Source organism: Candidatus Polarisedimenticolaceae bacterium (genome assembly GCA_036376135.1).
Lineage (GTDB): Bacteria > Acidobacteriota > Polarisedimenticolia > Polarisedimenticolales > DASRJG01 > DASVAW01.
This window is the reverse complement of record DASVAW010000104.1, coordinates 18,542-34,709: the sequence shown is the minus strand read 5'-3', so window position 1 is coordinate 34,709 and position 16,168 is coordinate 18,542. Positions and strand designations below refer to the sequence as shown.

Here is a 16,168-nt window from a genome sequence, read left to right as displayed (position 1 = left end):
CGGCCATCTCGGCGGGGTCGGTGTAGTCCTGCAGCGCCTGGATGGTCACCGGGTCGTCGTTCGACGGGCCGAGGGTGAAGCCGAACCCGAGCGACTCGAGGCGGCGGATCTCGTCGTCGGTGGCGACCACGCCCACCGTCTGGTCCCGCTTGTTCATGCCGGCGATGTCGAAGCCGGCCTCGACGAGCGCCGCGATCCGGTCGGGCGACGGGACGCGGACGTGAACGAGGCGCTTGGGGACGCGGTCGGCGGCGAGGGCCGTGACGGCGAGAAGCGCGAGGACCAGCAGGGCGGGTAGGCGGCGCATGCAAACCCCTCGAGCGTCGTCGGGGGGTGGAACGGCGCGGCACGAACCTCGGCCCGCTCAAGGTACCACCACCGAGGCTGGTCGGGGTGGTCAGATTCGAACTGACGACCGCCTGCTCCCAAAGCAGGTGCGCTACCACTGCGCCACACCCCGAGGTGCCGGGAAAAGTAACCCACAAGGCCCCCGCCGTCTATTGCGTCGTCGTCTATCGTGAGGCTCCATGCGCATCGGATTGTTCGGATTCCCGCTGACCGGCAAGTCCACCCTCTTCCGCCTGCTCACCGGGGCGTCGGCCGCCCCCCAGGGGCGCGACGGCGTCCAGCTCGGGGTGACGAAGGTCCCGGACCCGCGGCTCGACAAGCTGGCCGCGATGCACCTCCCGAAGAAGTTCACCCCCGCGACCGTCGAGTACATGGACATCGCCGGGGTCGAGAAGGGCGAAGCCGCCGACCACCTCCCCCTCGAGCAGCTGCGGACGGTCGACGCCCTCGCGCACGTCGTCCGCGGCTTCCGCGACGAGTCGGTTCCCCACACCGAGGGGGCCCCCGATCCGGCGCGCGACGTCGCGACGATGGAGATGGAGCTGATCCTCGCCGACCACTCGATCGCCGAGAAGCGCCTGGAGAAGCTCGAGCTCAACGTCAAGAAGGCGGGGAAGGACGACGACAAGAAGGAGCTCGTGATCGTCCGGCGCTGCCTCGAGGCGCTCGAGGCGGAGACCCCCCTTCGCAACCTCGAGTTCGGCGAGGACGAGCAGAAGCGCCTGCGCGGCTACACCTTCCTCTCGATGAAACCGCTGCTCGTCGTCGTCAACGCCGACGAGGCCGACGCGGGGAAGCTCGACGCCGGGGCCTCCGCCTTCGGCCTCGAGGCGTACCCGCAACGCCCGAAGACCGAGGTCGTCGCGCTCTCCGCGAAGATCGAGGCGGAGATCGCGCAGCTCGAGCGCGCCGACGCCGACGCCTTCCGCGCCGAGCTGGGGATCCACGAGCCCGCCCTCGACCGGATGATCCGCGCCTCGTACCGCCTGCTCGGCCGGATCTCGTTCTTCACCGCGGGCGAGGACGAGTGCCGCGCTTGGACGATCCGGCGGGGGACGATCGCCCGCACCGCCGCCGGGACCATCCACAGCGACATCGAGAAGGGGTTCATCCGCGCCGAGCTCGTCGGCTACGACGACCTCGTCAAGGCGGGAAGCTGGGACGCCTGCAAGGCGAAGGGGCTCCTCCGGCTCGAGGGGAAGGAATACGTCATGCAGGACGGGGACGTGGTGCACTTCCGGTTCAACGTGTAGGCGCTACCCGTCCCCCTCGAATCGGCTTCACCCGTCGCTGGAACCACTCGACGGCACGCCCGTCGATCTTGGACGGCGAGACGACCCGCAGCAGAAACATGGGCGCGACGTCCGGCGTCTCCTCGACGCGGCGTGGCCAGACCCGTACCGAGACTGGCACTCTTTTCCCGAGTGAAGGCACCTCGAATCGCAGGAACGGCGTGCTCGGCGGCACCTCGATCACGCGCCACCCGTCGAGCGAGCCCGCGAGGTTCACCGGCGCGAGTTCGCCGCCCGCCAGAATCAGCTCCGGATCCCCCGGCACGAGCGGCCGCGCCCCGTCCCAGGCGGCGTAGGTCTCCGGGGTCATGGCGCCGAGGACGATGCCGCCCTCCGGGGGCTCGAACACGAGGCCGGGCCCGACGAAGACCTGAACGACCCACGCCGGTCGGCGGTCGCCCGCGGGCAGGAGCGGCTTGCGGGGTCGTTCCCAGTATCGATCGAGCATCTCCAGGATCACGCTCGCCGCCTGCGGCGGCCCGCCCGCCATGTCCTCGGGGAGCGTGTCGGTGCGGGAGAGGTCGACGACGGTCGCCGGAGCGGTGAAGTCCACCTTCTGCTGGGCACGGTTGTTGTCGTAGCTCACCGCCGCATGGGTGTTGGCGACGTCGTCGGTGCGTTCTACGGCGACCTCGAGGAGGTCGTGCGACCGCCACGGCGCGGGAACCGTGGCCAGGAGCTCGAGCGTCGCGCATCGCTCCTCCCCGGGCGACCACCCCGGAGCCGAGGGAGCGCCCCCGCTTCGTGTGCCGAGGGAGGCGACCGTCGGGTCCGCGCGCACCGAGAAGGTCGCCCCGGTCGCCGACGAGCGCGTGGTGGCGGTGACCGTGATCGTCGAGAGCGGGTCGATCGAGGCGTTGCCGACGTTGCGCATGCAGACGAGGATCGCGTACGACAGCGGCGTCGCGGCGCCCCCATCGTCGACGACGATGTCGGGGCTCTCGGTCCAGAGCTCGCAGCGCGACGGATTCGACGGCTCGGCGCCGTCGTCCGATTCGCAATCCCGGATGAGCAGCTTCGCGACACCGCCCGACGCCGGATCACGCGTGCAAACGGGCAAGAGCCGCGCGGCGCTCGCCCCGGCGAAGTCCTCGACCTCGACCGTGACCGTGACGTGTTGTGTGTCCGCCGACGGCAGCGCCGGACTCGGTGGTTTCCAGACGCCCGATTTGTCTGGCTGGAGCGTTCCTCCGACATCGATGACATTCGTCGCGATCGTATAGAACTCGTTGTCGCCGCACAGCCAAAGGTCATCGCTCACCAGCGGATGGCGCCTGCTGTAGGTGGTGCTGACCAGGTCGTCCCAGTCCACCCAGGCGGCGTCGATCGACGAGGCGTCGAGGGCGTCGCTCCATGCACAGTCCGGGTCCGCGCCGCCGCAAGCCTTCCAGCGCACTTGACGCACGCCCAGGTTGTCGCCCGGCCGCGCCGGCTCCCCGGCTCGGTGGCGGGACTCGTGGCCGACGACGACGTCCACGGCTCCATTCACGCCCGTGCACGTCCCGGACGACGACGGCGCGAACAGGCTCCAGGGAGCGGACGAGGACAGGCCGGAGTCGTCGCCCACGAACCAAACCCCCGTGATGTTGGGAGGACTCTCTGCCGTGCCATATGGCAGAGTGAGGTCGCTCGGGGTGAGCAGCCTGCCCGTCTTCGCATCCTTCCGCTCCAGATGGAGGTGCGTCGGGTGAACGCCCTTGAACGGACCGTCGGTGGAGCAGGCGTCGTCCCACTTCTGGAGCTTTCCGATCTTTTGGTGCGCGGTGACGTTGGAAGACGCGATCCACCGCGCCAGGAAATCCCAATCGTACGAAGCGCACTCGAGGTGACCGTAGACGTGTTTCTCTCCCAAGTACCGGAGCGTGGCCCAGCATCCGTTGGCTGAGGGACCGAGGCAGCCGATATTGAGAGGGGGGAATGCCGCTGGATCGCACTCCAGTCCGTCGTTCTTGTCGATCCAGGAGTCGACGGTCGCGATCACCCAAGGCGCACCGGGCTCGTCGACCGATGGCGCGAAGATGTCGAGCCCACGGTGCCAGTAGTAGTCCGTCGAGCTGTAGTCCATGTACTCGAACGTCGAGAGCAGGTGATGAGGGCGGTCGTGGGGCTCGATCGGCCAGCCCTGCGCCGACGCGGGAAGCGCGCCGCTGCAGGCCCCCGCCACGACGACAAGGACAGCGAGCGCGGTTCGCGTCATCGACGTTTCCTCTTCGATTTCGTCATGTCCTGCTTGACGACGGCAAGAGCCTCGCGGTTCCAGGCGATGGCGACGCCTCCTGCGGGCAGCGCCGCGGGGAAGAAGGCGGTGGGGCTCGGGGTCGCGAATTCCTGTCGCCAAAGGACGTCCTTGGGGTCGATCCGGGCGATCCGTCCCCCGTTGAAGACCTCCGTCCCCGCGGGCCGCGTCGCGAATCCCACGAGCGCCGTGCCCCGGTCTTCGGCGACCAAGGAGGTCACCTCCAGACTCTCGCGTGACGACTCCGCCACGGAGATCGCCTTCCCGACCGTTCCGGCCTCCACGTCGATCGAACGGATCACGCCGCCGCGAAACCACGCCCACGCCGATCGGCCGTCCGGCGCGACCGCGACGCCGTGGACAATCGCGTCGAAGGCATGAGAAACGGAGCGGCCGTCCTTCATGACGACGACCCGCGTCCGATCGTCGTCACGGTTGAGAACGAGGACACGGGCCATATCCGACATCGCCGCCTTGTGAAAGGCACCCTGGATCGTCTTACCGACGACCGCGCCACGCCCGTCCCGAACCTCGACGTGATCGTCCCAGACCACCAGAAGGCGCTCCCCCGTGGGGTCGAAGCCCGCCTTGACTCCCGCTGCCGTCTCGAACTGGCCTGCGTTCGTGCCGCCACGGGTCCACAACTGCCAACACCAGCGTTGCGTGGCGCACGCGGTCACCGTCGCAATGGCCCGCCCCGGCCCCCCGAGTACGAAAGAACGGAACGGCCGCCCAGAGGGTGCCTCGATGCGCGCCTCGAGGCCGCCGCTCAGCGCGTGCACGTCGAGTCGGGTGATTCCGTCCTCGCCCGCCTGGGCCGCGACGACGATGCCGCCGTCCCGGCAAGGCGTGAGCCGCTTCGACTCGCTCCAACCCTCGAGCGGGACCGGCGTCACCGCCCCGGCGAGCGGCCCGCCGCCGCGCGGGTCGATGAGGTAGAGCCCGCGGTCCGTCGCGACCACCACGCGCGCGCGATCGCGATCGTAGCCGACCCCGCGGTAGGCGCCGTGCAGGTTCTCGGAGAACCGCAGGACGTCGGGCGGCGTCACCACACCGGCAGCGAGCCCGGCGCTCGCGGCCAGTGCGGCGACGACCGATCCAAGAGATCCGGTGCCCACTACCGGGTCTGCAGGCGGACCCGGTCGACGGTCGTGACGACCCCCGAGCCCGGCGCCGGCGTCGGCGGAACGGTCGTGAGCGCGGTGATCGTGCCCTTCAATTCCGGGGGCAGGCCGAGCGACCCCGCCTTGCAGTCGGGTACTCCGTTGCCGCTCGTCGTGTCGCACGCGAGCAGGGCGTTGCCGTCGAGCGTCCAGGAGAGGTGATCCGTGGGCGTCCGCTCCACGACGAGGGTATGGCTCGCCGCGTCATCGTCCGTGAGGACGAGCGTCATGCTCGAAGCGACGAACTCGCTCCCGCCCGCGGTGTCGGTCGCGCCGAACATCGCGATCTCGCCGAACGCCCCCTCGTTGAGCTCCCCGGAGTCCCCCCACTGCGCCGCGGTGGTCAAGGTCGTGCCGTCGACCGACCAGATCGCAGTCAGCGTTCCGGTCGAAGGCGGATCCAGGACGATGATGGGCTTGCGACCCGGACCGCCGTCCTCACAGCAGTCCTTGAGCTCATTACAGCACTTCTCGACCTCGGCCACGCGGTCCGCGAGACCCGAGTCGGATCCGCCCTTCCACACGACGATGATCACCAGGATCACGACCACGAACCACGGGAGCCAGGTCTTCCACGCACCTTCCGCCATGATCGTCACCTCCACGTTTCGGGCTTCACGAGCCTCGCAGCACGCTGAAGAGCATCTCGAGATCGGCACGCCGCCTGTAGTCGCCCCGTCGCGCCTCGGGGACCGCCGACTCGCACGTCGCCAGGGCGCGCAGGCCGTCCTCGCGCAGGGCGCCGACGCCCGCGGGACGCGCGGCCGGGGGCAGCGACACGAGGACCGCCGATGACTCCGCGACGACCAGCGGGATCCCGATCGCCGCGCCCTCGTCGAGGGCCGCGCGGGCCTCCGCGGCGGCGCGCTCGAACTGGCGCGCCGACGCCAGCGAGCGAGCCAGCAGGCTGCGAGCCCGGGCCCGCTCGGGAACGGTGGCGCGTTTCGATCCGAGGACGCGCTCCGCCTGCCGCACCGCGGACCGCGGGTCGCCACGCTCGAGCGCCGCGAGGGCCGTCGTCAGTCTCGCCGCCATCTCGACGCCGTGCGCCCCGGTCGATTCGCCCTCCGCGACGATCTTCCCGAGCGGGGACTGCGCGCGACCGAGCGACCCCGCGTAGACCTCGAGCGTCGCGCGCGCGAGCTGCACGCGGGGCTTCATGTCGAGCAACTCGTCCCCCTCGCTACCGATCAACCCTTCGGTCTCGGTCAGGTCGAGGTCGGCGCCTTCGAAATCGCCGATCCCCCCACGCAGCTCCGCGCGACGGAGCAGCCCGTAGGCCCGGAGCATGCGTTGGTCGCCCGCCGCCGCCACCTCGAGAGCGCGGCGATTCGTGTCGAGCGCACGGCCGGAGTCGCAGGTCCAGTCGAGCGCCTCGGTGAGGTACTCGAGCACGCCGAATCGCTGGTCGGGCGAGACTCCGCCCCCTGCCGCGATCAACTCGGCCGCCTCGTACTCCTCGATCGCCTCTCCCAGCCGCCCCATCTGGTAGGCCGCGTCGGCCAGGAGGGTCCGGGCCACGCACTCGAGGTCCTTCCTTCCCCGGGAACGGGCGAGCGCCAGCACGTCGCTCGCGAGCAACGCGCCCTCCCCCGCGCGCCCGGTGCCGGCGAGAAGGCCCGCCAGGTTGACGAGCGGATTCAGCCTCAAGGCGTCGTTCTCGAGGGCCGAGGCGTCGGAGACCGCCTCGCGCAGGTAACGCTCCGCACCCGAGGTGTCCCCTCTCGCGTAAAGCGCCGCCCCGACCGCGCCGCGGACCTCGATCGCGAGGCGGAAATCCCCGCGGGCACGCGCCGACCGGCTCGCGGTCTCGCACAACGGCGCCGCCTCGGCGAAGCGACCGAGGAAGATCGCCGCCATCGCCCCCGCCGCCTGGGCTCGTGCCACTCCCCCCTCGAACTCGGCTTCGCGGTAGCGCCGCTCGGCGTCCTCGTACCGAAGCTTGGCCGCCTGTTGATCCGAGCGCCCGCGCTCGAGGCTCCCCCGCTCGTAGGCGACCGACGCCGCCCCTTCCGCGCTCCCCACCTCCGCGAACAGCGCTTCTGCCTTGTCCAGCCGCGCCTGAGCCTCCGGGAACTTCCCCTGCGCCACCGCCACCTTCGCCCGCACGATGAACACCCGTGCGTCCCTCGGATCGAGCGCCTCGGCTTTCTCGGCGGCCGCCGTCGCCTCGTCGAGCTTCCCCGCGGCCCGCAGCGTCGAAGCGAGCTCGAGCCATGCCTCCGGGTCGTCCGAGGCGCCCTCGGCCAGCCCGCGGCGCAGCTCGACCGCCTCCGAAAGGCGATCGCGGATCCTCGCGTCGACCGCCGCGGCCTCCATGCTCCAGACGCTCCCCGGCGCGGCGCCGGGCCGGCGCGCGATCCGCAACGCCCGCTCCGCGGCGGCGAGCGCGCGTTTGCCGAATCCCGCTGCGTCGAGGGCCCGCGCGTGCACGAGCGCGGCGGGCAGGTAGTCCGGTTCGAGCTCGAGCGCCCTCACCGCGTGGTCGATCGCATCGAGGAATCGAAGCTCGCGCATCGCCCTGCGCGCGCGCTGTTCGAGCAGGGCCGAGGCGTCGTCGCGCGCGGGCCACGCCCGCGCCTCCCGCTGAGCGCGCGTCGCGTCGGGCGCGATCGTCTCGAGGATCTTCGGACGCATCAGATCGGCGAGGGCGGTGACCGAGCCGGCCGACGCCTTGAAGGAAGCGGAGCTCGAGCTGGCGCCGGTCCTGCGCACCGCGTACGCCGCGTGATAACTCGCGCCCTCGCGGTAGAGCTGCCCCGTCACGATCCACGCCGCGCCGGTCAGCCGCCCCACCTCCGGAAACACCCCCGCCCCGGACGCGCCGATCCCCGCGAGGGCCGGCTGGAGCCGTTCGCGTCCGACCGCGCGCACGGCGCCCCGGCCGAGGTCGGCGGCGAGCAGGTCGGCGAGCATGTCCCCGCGATCGGTCTCCCCCGCCTCCCCGGTCCGGTCCTCGAAGGGGAGGACGGCGACGGTCGGACGGCCCGTCGCGGGCGGCGTCCCGGTCCACAGTCGGTACACGACGAACGCCGCCGCCACGACGACGACCGCGGCGATCACCGCCCGACGCACGCCGGCCGGGGCGGCCTCTTCGGAGGGCACGGGCAACGGCTCCCCGCGCACGATCGCGCGAAGCTGCCGGACGACTTCGTCGCTCGATTGCGGCCGGCGCGCAGGGTCCTTCTCGAGGAGCTGGATGACCACGCGCCGCAGCGGCCCGGACTCCGTCAGCGTCCGGGGCTCCGGCCCCGTCCCCGGAGGGTCGTTCACGATCGCCGAGGCCGTCGCCCAGATCGACTCCCGCTGGAACGGGTGCTCCCCGGTGATCGCCTCGTAAAGGAGGATGCCCAGGGAGAAGAGGTCGCTGCGAGGATCCACCTCGGCGCCCCGTACCTGCTCCGGGGACATGTACGCGACGGTCCCGACGCCGTAACCCTCGCCGGTCAGCGACGGCTCCGTGCTTCCGGAGGCCGTGTCCCCGCCGGGTGGCTCCAGCACGCGCAGCGGATAGGCGACGCCGAAGTCCATCACCTTGACGTGCCCCGCCGTCGTGACCATCACGTTGCCGGGCTTCAGGTCCCGGTGGACGAGCCCGGAGCCGTGGATCGCCTGCAGGGCCTCGGCGACCTCGAGGCCGAGCCGGGCGACCTCGGCGAGCGCGGGCGCGTCGTCCGCGAGGAAGTGATCGAGGCGCCGCCCCTCGATCCGCTCCATCACGATCCAGGGACGATCCTCGTCCTCCACGACGTCGAAGACCGTCGCGACGTAAGGGTGGACGACCCGGCAGGCTAGACGCGTCTCCCGCAGGAACCTGGCGCGCGCCCGGTCGTCCGCGAGGAGCTCGGTCGGGAGCGCCTTGAGGGCCACCTCGCGTCGCAGCTTCGTGTCCCAGCCGCGATACACCTCGCCCATCCCCCCGCGGCCGAGGAGCTCGAGGACGTCGTAGGCGCCGATGCGGCGCCCGGTGTGTTCGTCGTGAGGCGGCGACTCGGCAGGCACCCCACCCCCCACGTCCCGAGCCGCTCCCGGGACAACCGGATCTCATGGTGGGAATAGAGGGGGCGCGGGAGGCCGCGCGCCAGACTATTTTTTCGCGCCGCGGGCTCGCAGGAGCTCCTCGCGCAGTCGGGTCGCCACGATCGGGTCCTCGTCCTCGAGGACGGTCCGCAGGTCGAGCAGCAACACCCCGTCCTGGATCCGCGCCACGATCGACGGCTCGCCCCGGCGCAGCGCGCGCTCGATGCGGACGAGCTCCCCCCCGGAGCGCTCGACCGCGATCAGTGCGGTCGGGATCTCCCCGACGGGGGAGGACCCTCCTCCCGGCCGCGACACGCCGTCCACGATCGAGACCCCCTGCGCTCCCCCGAGCGCGTCGACGAGGGCGCGGGCGCGCGCGGCGACGCGCTCTTTCGGCAGCGCGAGCATGCGCAGGGTCGGCACCTCGTCGAGCGCGCGCCCGCGAACGTAGCTCGCGAGGGTCTCGTGGAGCGCCGCGGTCAGCAGCCGATCGAGACGGAGCGCGCGCGCGAGCGGGTCCCGCTTCATCGCGCGGATAAGGTCGCGTTCCCCCACGGCGATTCCCGCCTGCGGCCCGCCCAGGAGCTTGTCCCCGCTGAAGGTCACGACCGAGGCGCCATCCTCGAGCAGCCGGCGGACGGGAACCTCGTCGTGGATCCCCACGGGGGCGAGGTCGACGAGGTCGCCGCTCCCCCAGTCCACGATCAGGGGGATCCCCGCCGCGCGTGCGATCCCGGCGAGCGCGGCGATCGGCGCCTCCTCCGTGAAGCCGACGACCTTGAAGTTCGACGTGTGGACCTTGAGGATCGCGCCGGTCTTCGGCCCCAGCGCCGCTTCGTAGTCGGCGGCGCGGGTGCGGTTCGTCGTCCCGACCTCGCGCAGCCTCGCCCCCGACGCGGCGAGGATGTCCGGGACTCGGAACGATCCGCCGATCTCGACGAGCTCGCCGCGCGAGACGACGACCTCCTTCCCCCGCGCGAGGGCGCGCAGCGCGAGGAGGATCGCGGCGGCGTTGTTGTTCACCGCGAGCGAGGCGCACCCCGGGAACAACCGCGCGAGCAGCGGCTCGAGATGGGAGCCGCGGCTGCCTCGCGTGCCGGTTACGAGATCGTATTCGAGGTCGAGGTAACGGACCGCCGCCTCGGCCACCCGGCCTGCCGCCCCGGGAGAGAGGATCGAACGGCCCAGATTGGTGTGGGCGACGACGCCGGTGGCGTTGATCACCACGGACGGGGCGGGGCGCAGGAGCGCCGTCGCGGCGTTGCGCGCTCGGCGGGCGATCGCGGCCGGCTCACACGCCGACTCGAGGGTCCCCCGATCGATCTCCCCGGCGAGGACGCGGGTTCGGAGCTCGTCGAGGATCTCGCGGACGAGCGAGGTCGCAAGGGAGATCCCCACCTCGTCCGCGAGCTCCCGGATGGGGCGTGTTTCTAGAAGTTTCCCCACCGACGGGAGGTCGCTCGGGGACGCACCGTTCGATTGCATGGGCCGGCTCCAGGAACCTATACTCCCCGCGGGTCGTCGTCGTCTCGGGCCGGCCCGAGTATAGGGGTTCCGCGTTGCACGATGCCGTCTCGCCCGAAGTCGAAATCGACCTCGAACGGCTGGAGAACGGCATCCGGCAGCTGAAGGTCCAGTACGACATGTTCTTCGCCGGCTCGATCCCCCGGCAGCCCAACGAGCTCCGGGCCGAGCTCGAGCGGATCATCAAGCGGTACTCCCACGCGCCGATCCGAAAGTACGCGACCCGCTTCCACTTCAACTCCCTCGTCAGCCGCTACAACAGCCTTTCGGAGCTGTGGTCCAAGACGCTGCGCACCCTCGAGGAGGGGGATCGTCCGGCCCCCGCCGTCGCCGACCGCGGGGCGAGGGACGAAAGCGTCGTCGCCACCTGCAACATCCAGGACCCGGTCCGCGACCGCGACTACCTGAAGGTCCTCCACGCGAAGTTCCTCGACGCGCGCCGCCGCTCCGGGGAGGCCGAGTCCTCGGTCTCCTTCGAGAGTTTCGTCAAGGGGATCGCCTCCCAGGCCGGGAGGCTGCGCGAGAAGTCGGGGTGTGAGAAGATCGAGCTTCGCGTCGTGGTCAAGGACCGCAAGGTCCAGTTGAAGGCACGTCCGGGCCGTTGATCCGGCCCCCGGGGAGTTCGATGAGCCGCACGAACGTCACCGTGCGCGGCGCCCTCGCCGCCGCGCTGCTGGTCCTGGTCGTCCCCGCCGTCGCGGCCGCCCCTGCGGCCGTCCCCGATCCCGCCGCCGGGGGTTGGTTCAACAAGCTGCGGGGTGGCGGCTCCGACGGCGCGACCGAGCAGGCCAAGGCCGAGCAGGAAGCCGCCGCGCAGACCCAGAAGCTCGAGGCGGCGGCGACGGCCGGCGCGTCGCTCGGGCTCGAGAAGACCGTCGCGCGCCTGCGGGTGACCTCGCTCGGCAAGGACCCCCAGGCGATCCCCTACCTCGATCTCGTCGATCGCGGGACGGCGACGGCCCCGCAGCTCAACGACTTCGCGGCGTACGTCGCCTACCGCGGCCTCGTCGGCCAGGCGATCGAGTTCCAGCGCGCGGCGGTCAAGCTCGACGGCGCCAACGCCACCTACTGGCTCAACCTCGGCACGATGCAGCGCGCGCTCCGGCAGTTCGGCTCCGCGGAGTCGGCGTTCCAGCGCGCGATCGAGATCGACCCCGCGAACGCGCTCGCGTATTACAACCTCGGCACCGTCCTCGACGCGCAGGAGAAATACGACGACGGTCTCGAGGCCTTCCGCCGCGCGCTGATCCTCGATCCGAAGCTCGCCGACCCGCGCGTCAACCCGCAGGTCGTCGGCAACGACCGGATGCTCGTCGTGAAGCTCCTGCTCGCCCAGACGCAGTCGGGGGCGCTCTCGCTCCCGTTGATCACGGTTCAGGACAAAGGCGGCGCGAAGAAGTAAGGTGCGGGGCGATGACGCCCGTGCGCCCGAGCCCGCGCCTGCTCCTCCCGTTCCTGCTCCTCCTCGCGGCGCCCGTCGCGCGCGCGTGGGATCCCGCGACGCGCCTGCAGATCGTCGACGAGGCGATCCGGTTCATGCCCCCGTCGCTTCGCCTGGCGCTCGAGCACCATCGGGACGCCGTGCGCCGCGGCGCGCTCGAACCGATGACGACCGAGGACGCCCCCGCGCACGCGCCGCGTGGAGCCGGAGGAACCCTCGACGCGACGACCGCGCGCGCGGCCGCGGATCTCGTGGCGTCGGTTCGCGAGCCGATGGCGTTCGACACCATCGCGTCGCGCTTCGGGACCCTCGCCCACTACGTCAGCGACGCCGCCTTCCCGCCGGGAGCCGCCCCCGACGCCGGGATCCGCTACGCGCATTTCTCGAAGTTCGCGGCCTCCCGGATGCCCAAGTTCCCGCTCGTCTTCCTCGGCCACGAGGACGCGGACCTCGACCGGGGGGACGTCGCCGCCTTCTCGCGGCGGATCGCCGCGGAAGCCGCCGGCGACGACGCGAACCTCGTCCGCGCCTACGCCGCCGCCGGGGACCCTCCCGATCCGGTCGCCTTCGACGACCGGTCGGTCCCCTTCGCGATCGCCTCGCTCGCCTATTCCCGCAGCGTGAACTACGTCGTCCGATCGTGGCTGCGCTGCTGGCGCGACGCGGGCGGGGATCTCGGCGCGACTCCCTACCTGAACTCCCGATCCGGAGGTCGTTGAGATGGCGTTCTCCCCGGTCCACCGCGCGCTCGTCAGCACGTTCGAGAAGGACGGGGTGCTCGACCTGGCCCGCGGCCTTCACGCGCTCGGCGTCGAGATCCTCTCGACCGGCGGGACCGCGAAGCTCCTCGCCGAAGGCGGCGTTCCCGTGGTCAAGGTGTCGGACCACACGGGGTTCCCCGAGATCCTCGACGGCCGGGTGAAGACGCTCCACCCCGCGATCCACGGCGGCCTGCTCGGCCGCCGCGCGAACCCCGAACACGTCGCCCAGATGGCGGCGCACGGGATCGCACCGATCGACCTGCTCGTGGTGAACCTCTACCCGTTCGAGAAGACCCGCGACCGGGAGTCGGCGACCGACGACGAGGTCGTCGAGATGATCGACATCGGCGGCCCCGCGATGCTGCGCGCCGCCGCGAAGAACCACGACGACGTCGGCGTCCTCGTCGAGCCGTCCGACTACCCGACGGTCCTCGCCGAGCTGCGCGAGCACGGCGGGTTGTCCCCCGCGACGCGGCGCCGCCTGGCCGCGCGGGCCTTCGACCACACCGCGCGGTACGACCGCGCCGTCGCCGACTACCTCGCCGGACCCGGGGTCGACTTCCCCGAGCGGCTCGACCTTTCGTTCGTGAAGCAGGCCGATCTCGTGTACGGCGAGAACCCCCACCAGAAGGCCGCCTTCTACCGCGACGGCTCCGCGGTCGGGGTCGGCGCCGCGCGCCAGCTCCAGGGGAAACCGCTCTCGTTCAACAACCTGCTCGACTTCGACGCCGCCTTGGGATTGGCCGCCGATCTCGAGGGGATCCGCGACGCCTTCGGCTGCGTCATCGTCAAGCACGGGAATCCCTGCGGCACCGCCTTCGGAGACTCCCCGGTCGCGTCGTTCCGCCGCGCCCTCGCGTGCGACCCGACGAGCGCCTTCGGCGGCGTCCTCGCCTTCCCGCGCGCGGTGGACGCGGACGCGGCCGCGGCGATCGCGGAGGCGTTCTACGAGGGGGTGATCGCCCCGTCGTTCACCGACGACGCGCTCGCCGTCCTCGCGAAGAAGAAGAACCTGCGCGTCCTCGCCGCCGGGCCGTTCGCCGCGGGCAGGCGGGGGTTCGACCTCCGGCGGGTGGACGGCGGCCTGCTCGTCCAGGACTGGGACGCGGCCGACGGCACCCTCCGCGACGCGAAGGTCGCGACGAAACGCGCGCCGACCGAAGCGGAGTGGCGCGCCCTCGAGTTCGCGTGGTGCGTCGTCCGCCACGTGAAGTCGAACGCGATCGTCTACGCGTTCGAGGACCGCACCGTGGGGGTGGGCGCCGGCCAGATGAGCCGCGTCGACTCCGCGCGCATCGCGATCCAGAAGGCCAACGAGCCGCTGAAAGGCGCCGTCATGGCCTCGGACGCCTTCTTCCCCTTCCGCGACGGCCTCGACGTCGCGGCCCAGGCCGGGATCGCCGCGGTCGTCCAGCCCGGCGGGTCGATCCGCGACGACGAGGTCATCGCCGCCGCCGACGAGCGCGGACTCGCGATGATCCTCGTCGGCCGCCGCCACTTCCGGCACTGACGTTTCGCATCCGAGGACGCGAAACGCCGGCGCCCGGCGACGGCTACTCGATCTGGCGGAACGGGATGGCCTCGACGGCGTCGTAGAAGCCGCGGTCCTTCGGGAGGTCGCGGTAACGCTGCGCGAACGACCGCCACTTCGTGGCGTCGGGGTCCGGTCGGATCGCCAGCGCGTCCTCGAAGTGCCCGATCGCCGCGCTCACGTCGCCGGCCCGGAGCGCCACGACGCCCAGGTTGAACCAGCCGTCGGCCTTGTACCGATCGACGCGGCCGCGATCGACCGTCGGGGGAAGGCGGTACAGCAGGCGCAGGCCGGAGGCGAACTCCCCTTCCTTGAAGGCCATGGCGACGCGGTCGAACTGCTCCTGCTCGGCCTTCTGCGCCTTGTAGGCGTCCCCGGCCTGACGGATCCCTTCGAGCGCCTCGATATTGGTCTTGTCGAGGTCGAGCGCCGCCTTGTACGCGATCACAGCCGCGCCGTAGTCGGAGGCGGCCATCGCGGTGCGCGCCTTCGCCATCGCCTGGTCGAGGGTCATCGCGGGGACGGGAGCGGGGGCCGGGGCGGCCGGAGCGGGGGGCGCCGCGGGTTTCGCCGGGCGCGGGAGCGCAGCGGCGGCGGTCGGAGGCGCCGCCGCGGTCGACGTGCCGCCGTCGGCGGAGAGCATCTTGGGGACGAACCACGCCGCCGCGCCGAGGACCGCGAGCCCGACCACCGCGCCGAGGAGCTTGGGGGACAGGACGAACGATCGGCGGGACGGCGTCGGCATCGCGGGGGCGGCGGGGGCCACCGGCGTCTCGGCGCGCGAAGGCCGCTTGGGACGCGCGGCCGGCTCGATCGCCGGCTCCACCGATTCCGGAGGGGAGGCCACGGGAGCGCCGGCGACGCCGGGGGCCGAGGCGAGAAGGTCCTCGGGGATGTCCCCGAACGAAGCCTCCTGCTCCTGGATCTTCTCGAGGTAGTGCAGCGCCTCGCGGTGCTCGGGGTGCGCGTCGAGGACGGCGCGGAAATGGACCTTCGCCTCCTCGTGCCGGCCCTGATCGAAGGCCTGGACCCCCTCGATGAGGTGGGTCTCGATGTCGGCGAGCGACGTCCCGGCGGCGAGCTCGATTTGCGCCTCGAGCTGGCGCGCCTCGGCGTTCTCCTCGTCGAGGATGAACACCCGCGCGAGGATGCCGAGCGCCTCCTCGCGCTCGCCCGCGTCGACCTTGGCCCTGGCTTCCGCGAGGAGATCCTGGACGCGTTTCACGAGCTCGGCCGAGGCGTTCGCGGCGTTCACGTGCGGCCGGTGCTCCTCCACGACCGGGGCGAGGCCCACCGCTTCCGCGTTCCCCTCGTCGAACGCGCCCACCGGCGCGTCGGTCGCCCCGGGGGAGGGCGGCTCGACCCCGGGCGCCGCGGCGAGCGGGATCGCGCTCAAATCGTCGAGGTCGCCGAAGTCGAACCCGGGGACCTCCTGCATGACCGCGGGGGCGGGCTTGGAGAGCCGCTCCGGCGCATCCTCCGCCTCGCGCGCCCCTTCGCGCAGCATCCCTTCGACCGCCGACCGGTCGAGCATCATCGTTTCGTTGGGGTTGGACGGACGGGCGGGGGCGCCCGGCTTGGGAATCGAGTCGAACACCTTCAGTCCCAGGTCGATCTCGAAGTCGGGGGCGGGGGCGGTGGCGTCCGCCGGCGCGGCCGGCGAAACCGCCGGCGTCGCCCCGCCGTCCCCTTCCGAGAGCAGCGCGGACATCCGGACCCCTTCGAGCGCCTGCTCGTTGGCGGGGTCGAGCTCGAGGAGCTGACGCCACGCGGCGATCGCCTGCGCGTACTCCCCCTGGAGGTAATGCTCGGAGGCCTGCTGGTGCAGCTGGTCGGCGCGTTCCGTACTCAT

Annotated in this window: 12 protein-coding genes and 1 tRNA gene; 5 read left to right on the top strand and 8 right to left on the bottom strand. The window is 71.8% G+C overall.

The genetic code is table 11. The features are described from left to right. Together VF139_10655 and VF139_10650 are read right to left on the bottom strand one after the other, a co-directional pair. A partial coding sequence (locus tag VF139_10655; GenBank protein HEX6851850.1) for a hypothetical protein occupies positions 1-307 on the bottom strand: 307 nt, incomplete at its 3' end. Positions 308-385: 78 nt separating this feature from the next. Beyond that, positions 386-460: transfer RNA gene (locus VF139_10650), tRNA-Pro, on the bottom strand. Between the two features lie 67 nt (positions 461-527). Here VF139_10650 and ychF point away from each other — a divergent pair. Continuing rightward, positions 528-1,601, top strand: a complete 1,074-nt coding sequence (gene ychF / locus VF139_10645) for a redox-regulated ATPase YchF (GenBank protein ID HEX6851849.1) — start codon at positions 528-530, stop codon at positions 1,599-1,601. Here ychF and VF139_10640 read toward each other — a convergent pair. The 5 genes from VF139_10640 to selA form a co-directional block, all read right to left on the bottom strand. Next, on the bottom strand, positions 1,591-3,837 hold the full coding sequence (locus VF139_10640; protein ID HEX6851848.1) for a hypothetical protein: 2,247 nt from the start codon (positions 3,835-3,837) through the stop codon (positions 1,591-1,593). The two genes, ychF and VF139_10640, sit on opposite strands and share 11 nt — an antisense overlap. Continuing rightward, a complete protein-coding gene (locus tag VF139_10635) occupies positions 3,834-4,925 on the bottom strand; it encodes a hypothetical protein (protein ID HEX6851847.1) in 1,092 nt (363 codons plus the stop codon). The genes VF139_10640 and VF139_10635 overlap by 4 nt, the downstream gene beginning before the upstream one ends. A 68-nt stretch (positions 4,926-4,993) precedes the next feature. Further along, positions 4,994-5,629 (bottom strand): hypothetical protein, encoded by a 636-nt coding sequence (locus tag VF139_10630; protein ID HEX6851846.1) that lies wholly within the window; start codon positions 5,627-5,629, stop codon positions 4,994-4,996. Positions 5,630-5,654: 25 nt separating this feature from the next. Next, positions 5,655-9,041, bottom strand: a complete 3,387-nt coding sequence (locus VF139_10625; GenBank protein ID HEX6851845.1) for a tetratricopeptide repeat-containing serine/threonine-protein kinase — start codon at positions 9,039-9,041, stop codon at positions 5,655-5,657. An 84-nt stretch (positions 9,042-9,125) separates the two neighbouring features. Next, entirely contained in the window at positions 9,126-10,544 is a 1,419-nt protein-coding gene (gene selA / locus VF139_10620) for an L-seryl-tRNA(Sec) selenium transferase (protein ID HEX6851844.1), read from the bottom strand. Positions 10,545-10,618: 74 nt separating this feature from the next. Between selA and VF139_10615 the strand changes: the two genes are divergently transcribed. The 4 genes from VF139_10615 to purH are packed head-to-tail and all read left to right on the top strand — an operon-like array spanning position 10,619 to position 14,295. Then, positions 10,619-11,188, top strand: coding sequence for an MXAN_5187 C-terminal domain-containing protein (locus tag VF139_10615; GenBank protein ID HEX6851843.1), 570 nt, complete (start codon positions 10,619-10,621; stop codon positions 11,186-11,188). A 20-nt stretch (positions 11,189-11,208) separates the two neighbouring features. Next, positions 11,209-11,985: a tetratricopeptide repeat protein gene (locus VF139_10610; GenBank protein ID HEX6851842.1), complete on the top strand. Its 777-nt coding sequence runs from the start codon at positions 11,209-11,211 to the stop codon at positions 11,983-11,985. An 11-nt stretch (positions 11,986-11,996) separates the two neighbouring features. Continuing rightward, positions 11,997-12,743: a hypothetical protein gene (locus VF139_10605; protein ID HEX6851841.1), complete on the top strand. Its 747-nt coding sequence runs from the start codon at positions 11,997-11,999 to the stop codon at positions 12,741-12,743. A gap of 1 nt (position 12,744) precedes the next feature. Continuing rightward, positions 12,745-14,295 (top strand): bifunctional phosphoribosylaminoimidazolecarboxamide formyltransferase/IMP cyclohydrolase, encoded by a 1,551-nt coding sequence (gene purH / locus VF139_10600; GenBank protein ID HEX6851840.1) that lies wholly within the window; start codon positions 12,745-12,747, stop codon positions 14,293-14,295. A 43-nt stretch (positions 14,296-14,338) separates the two neighbouring features. Here purH and VF139_10595 read toward each other — a convergent pair whose 3' ends face one another. Then, complete coding sequence (locus VF139_10595; protein ID HEX6851839.1) at positions 14,339-16,168, bottom strand: tetratricopeptide repeat protein; 1,830 nt, start codon at positions 16,166-16,168, stop codon at positions 14,339-14,341.

Excerpts from the sequence above, each read along its gene's own strand:
- VF139_10640 (HEX6851848.1), bottom strand. The coding sequence starts at position 3,837 with ATGACGCGAACCGCGCTCGCTGTCCTTGTCGTCGTGGCGGGGGCCTGC.
- VF139_10610 (HEX6851842.1), top strand. The coding sequence starts at position 11,209 with ATGAGCCGCACGAACGTCACCGTGCGCGGCGCCCTCGCCGCCGCGCTG.
- ychF (HEX6851849.1), top strand. The coding sequence starts at position 528 with ATGCGCATCGGATTGTTCGGATTCCCGCTGACCGGCAAGTCCACCCTC.
- selA (HEX6851844.1), bottom strand. The coding sequence starts at position 10,544 with ATGCAATCGAACGGTGCGTCCCCGAGCGACCTCCCGTCGGTGGGGAAA.
- purH (HEX6851840.1), top strand. The coding sequence starts at position 12,745 with ATGGCGTTCTCCCCGGTCCACCGCGCGCTCGTCAGCACGTTCGAGAAG.
- VF139_10605 (HEX6851841.1), top strand. The coding sequence starts at position 11,997 with ATGACGCCCGTGCGCCCGAGCCCGCGCCTGCTCCTCCCGTTCCTGCTC.
- VF139_10595 (HEX6851839.1), bottom strand. The coding sequence starts at position 16,168 with ATGAGTACGGAACGCGCCGACCAGCTGCACCAGCAGGCCTCCGAGCAT.
- VF139_10630 (HEX6851846.1), bottom strand. The coding sequence starts at position 5,629 with ATGGCGGAAGGTGCGTGGAAGACCTGGCTCCCGTGGTTCGTGGTCGTG.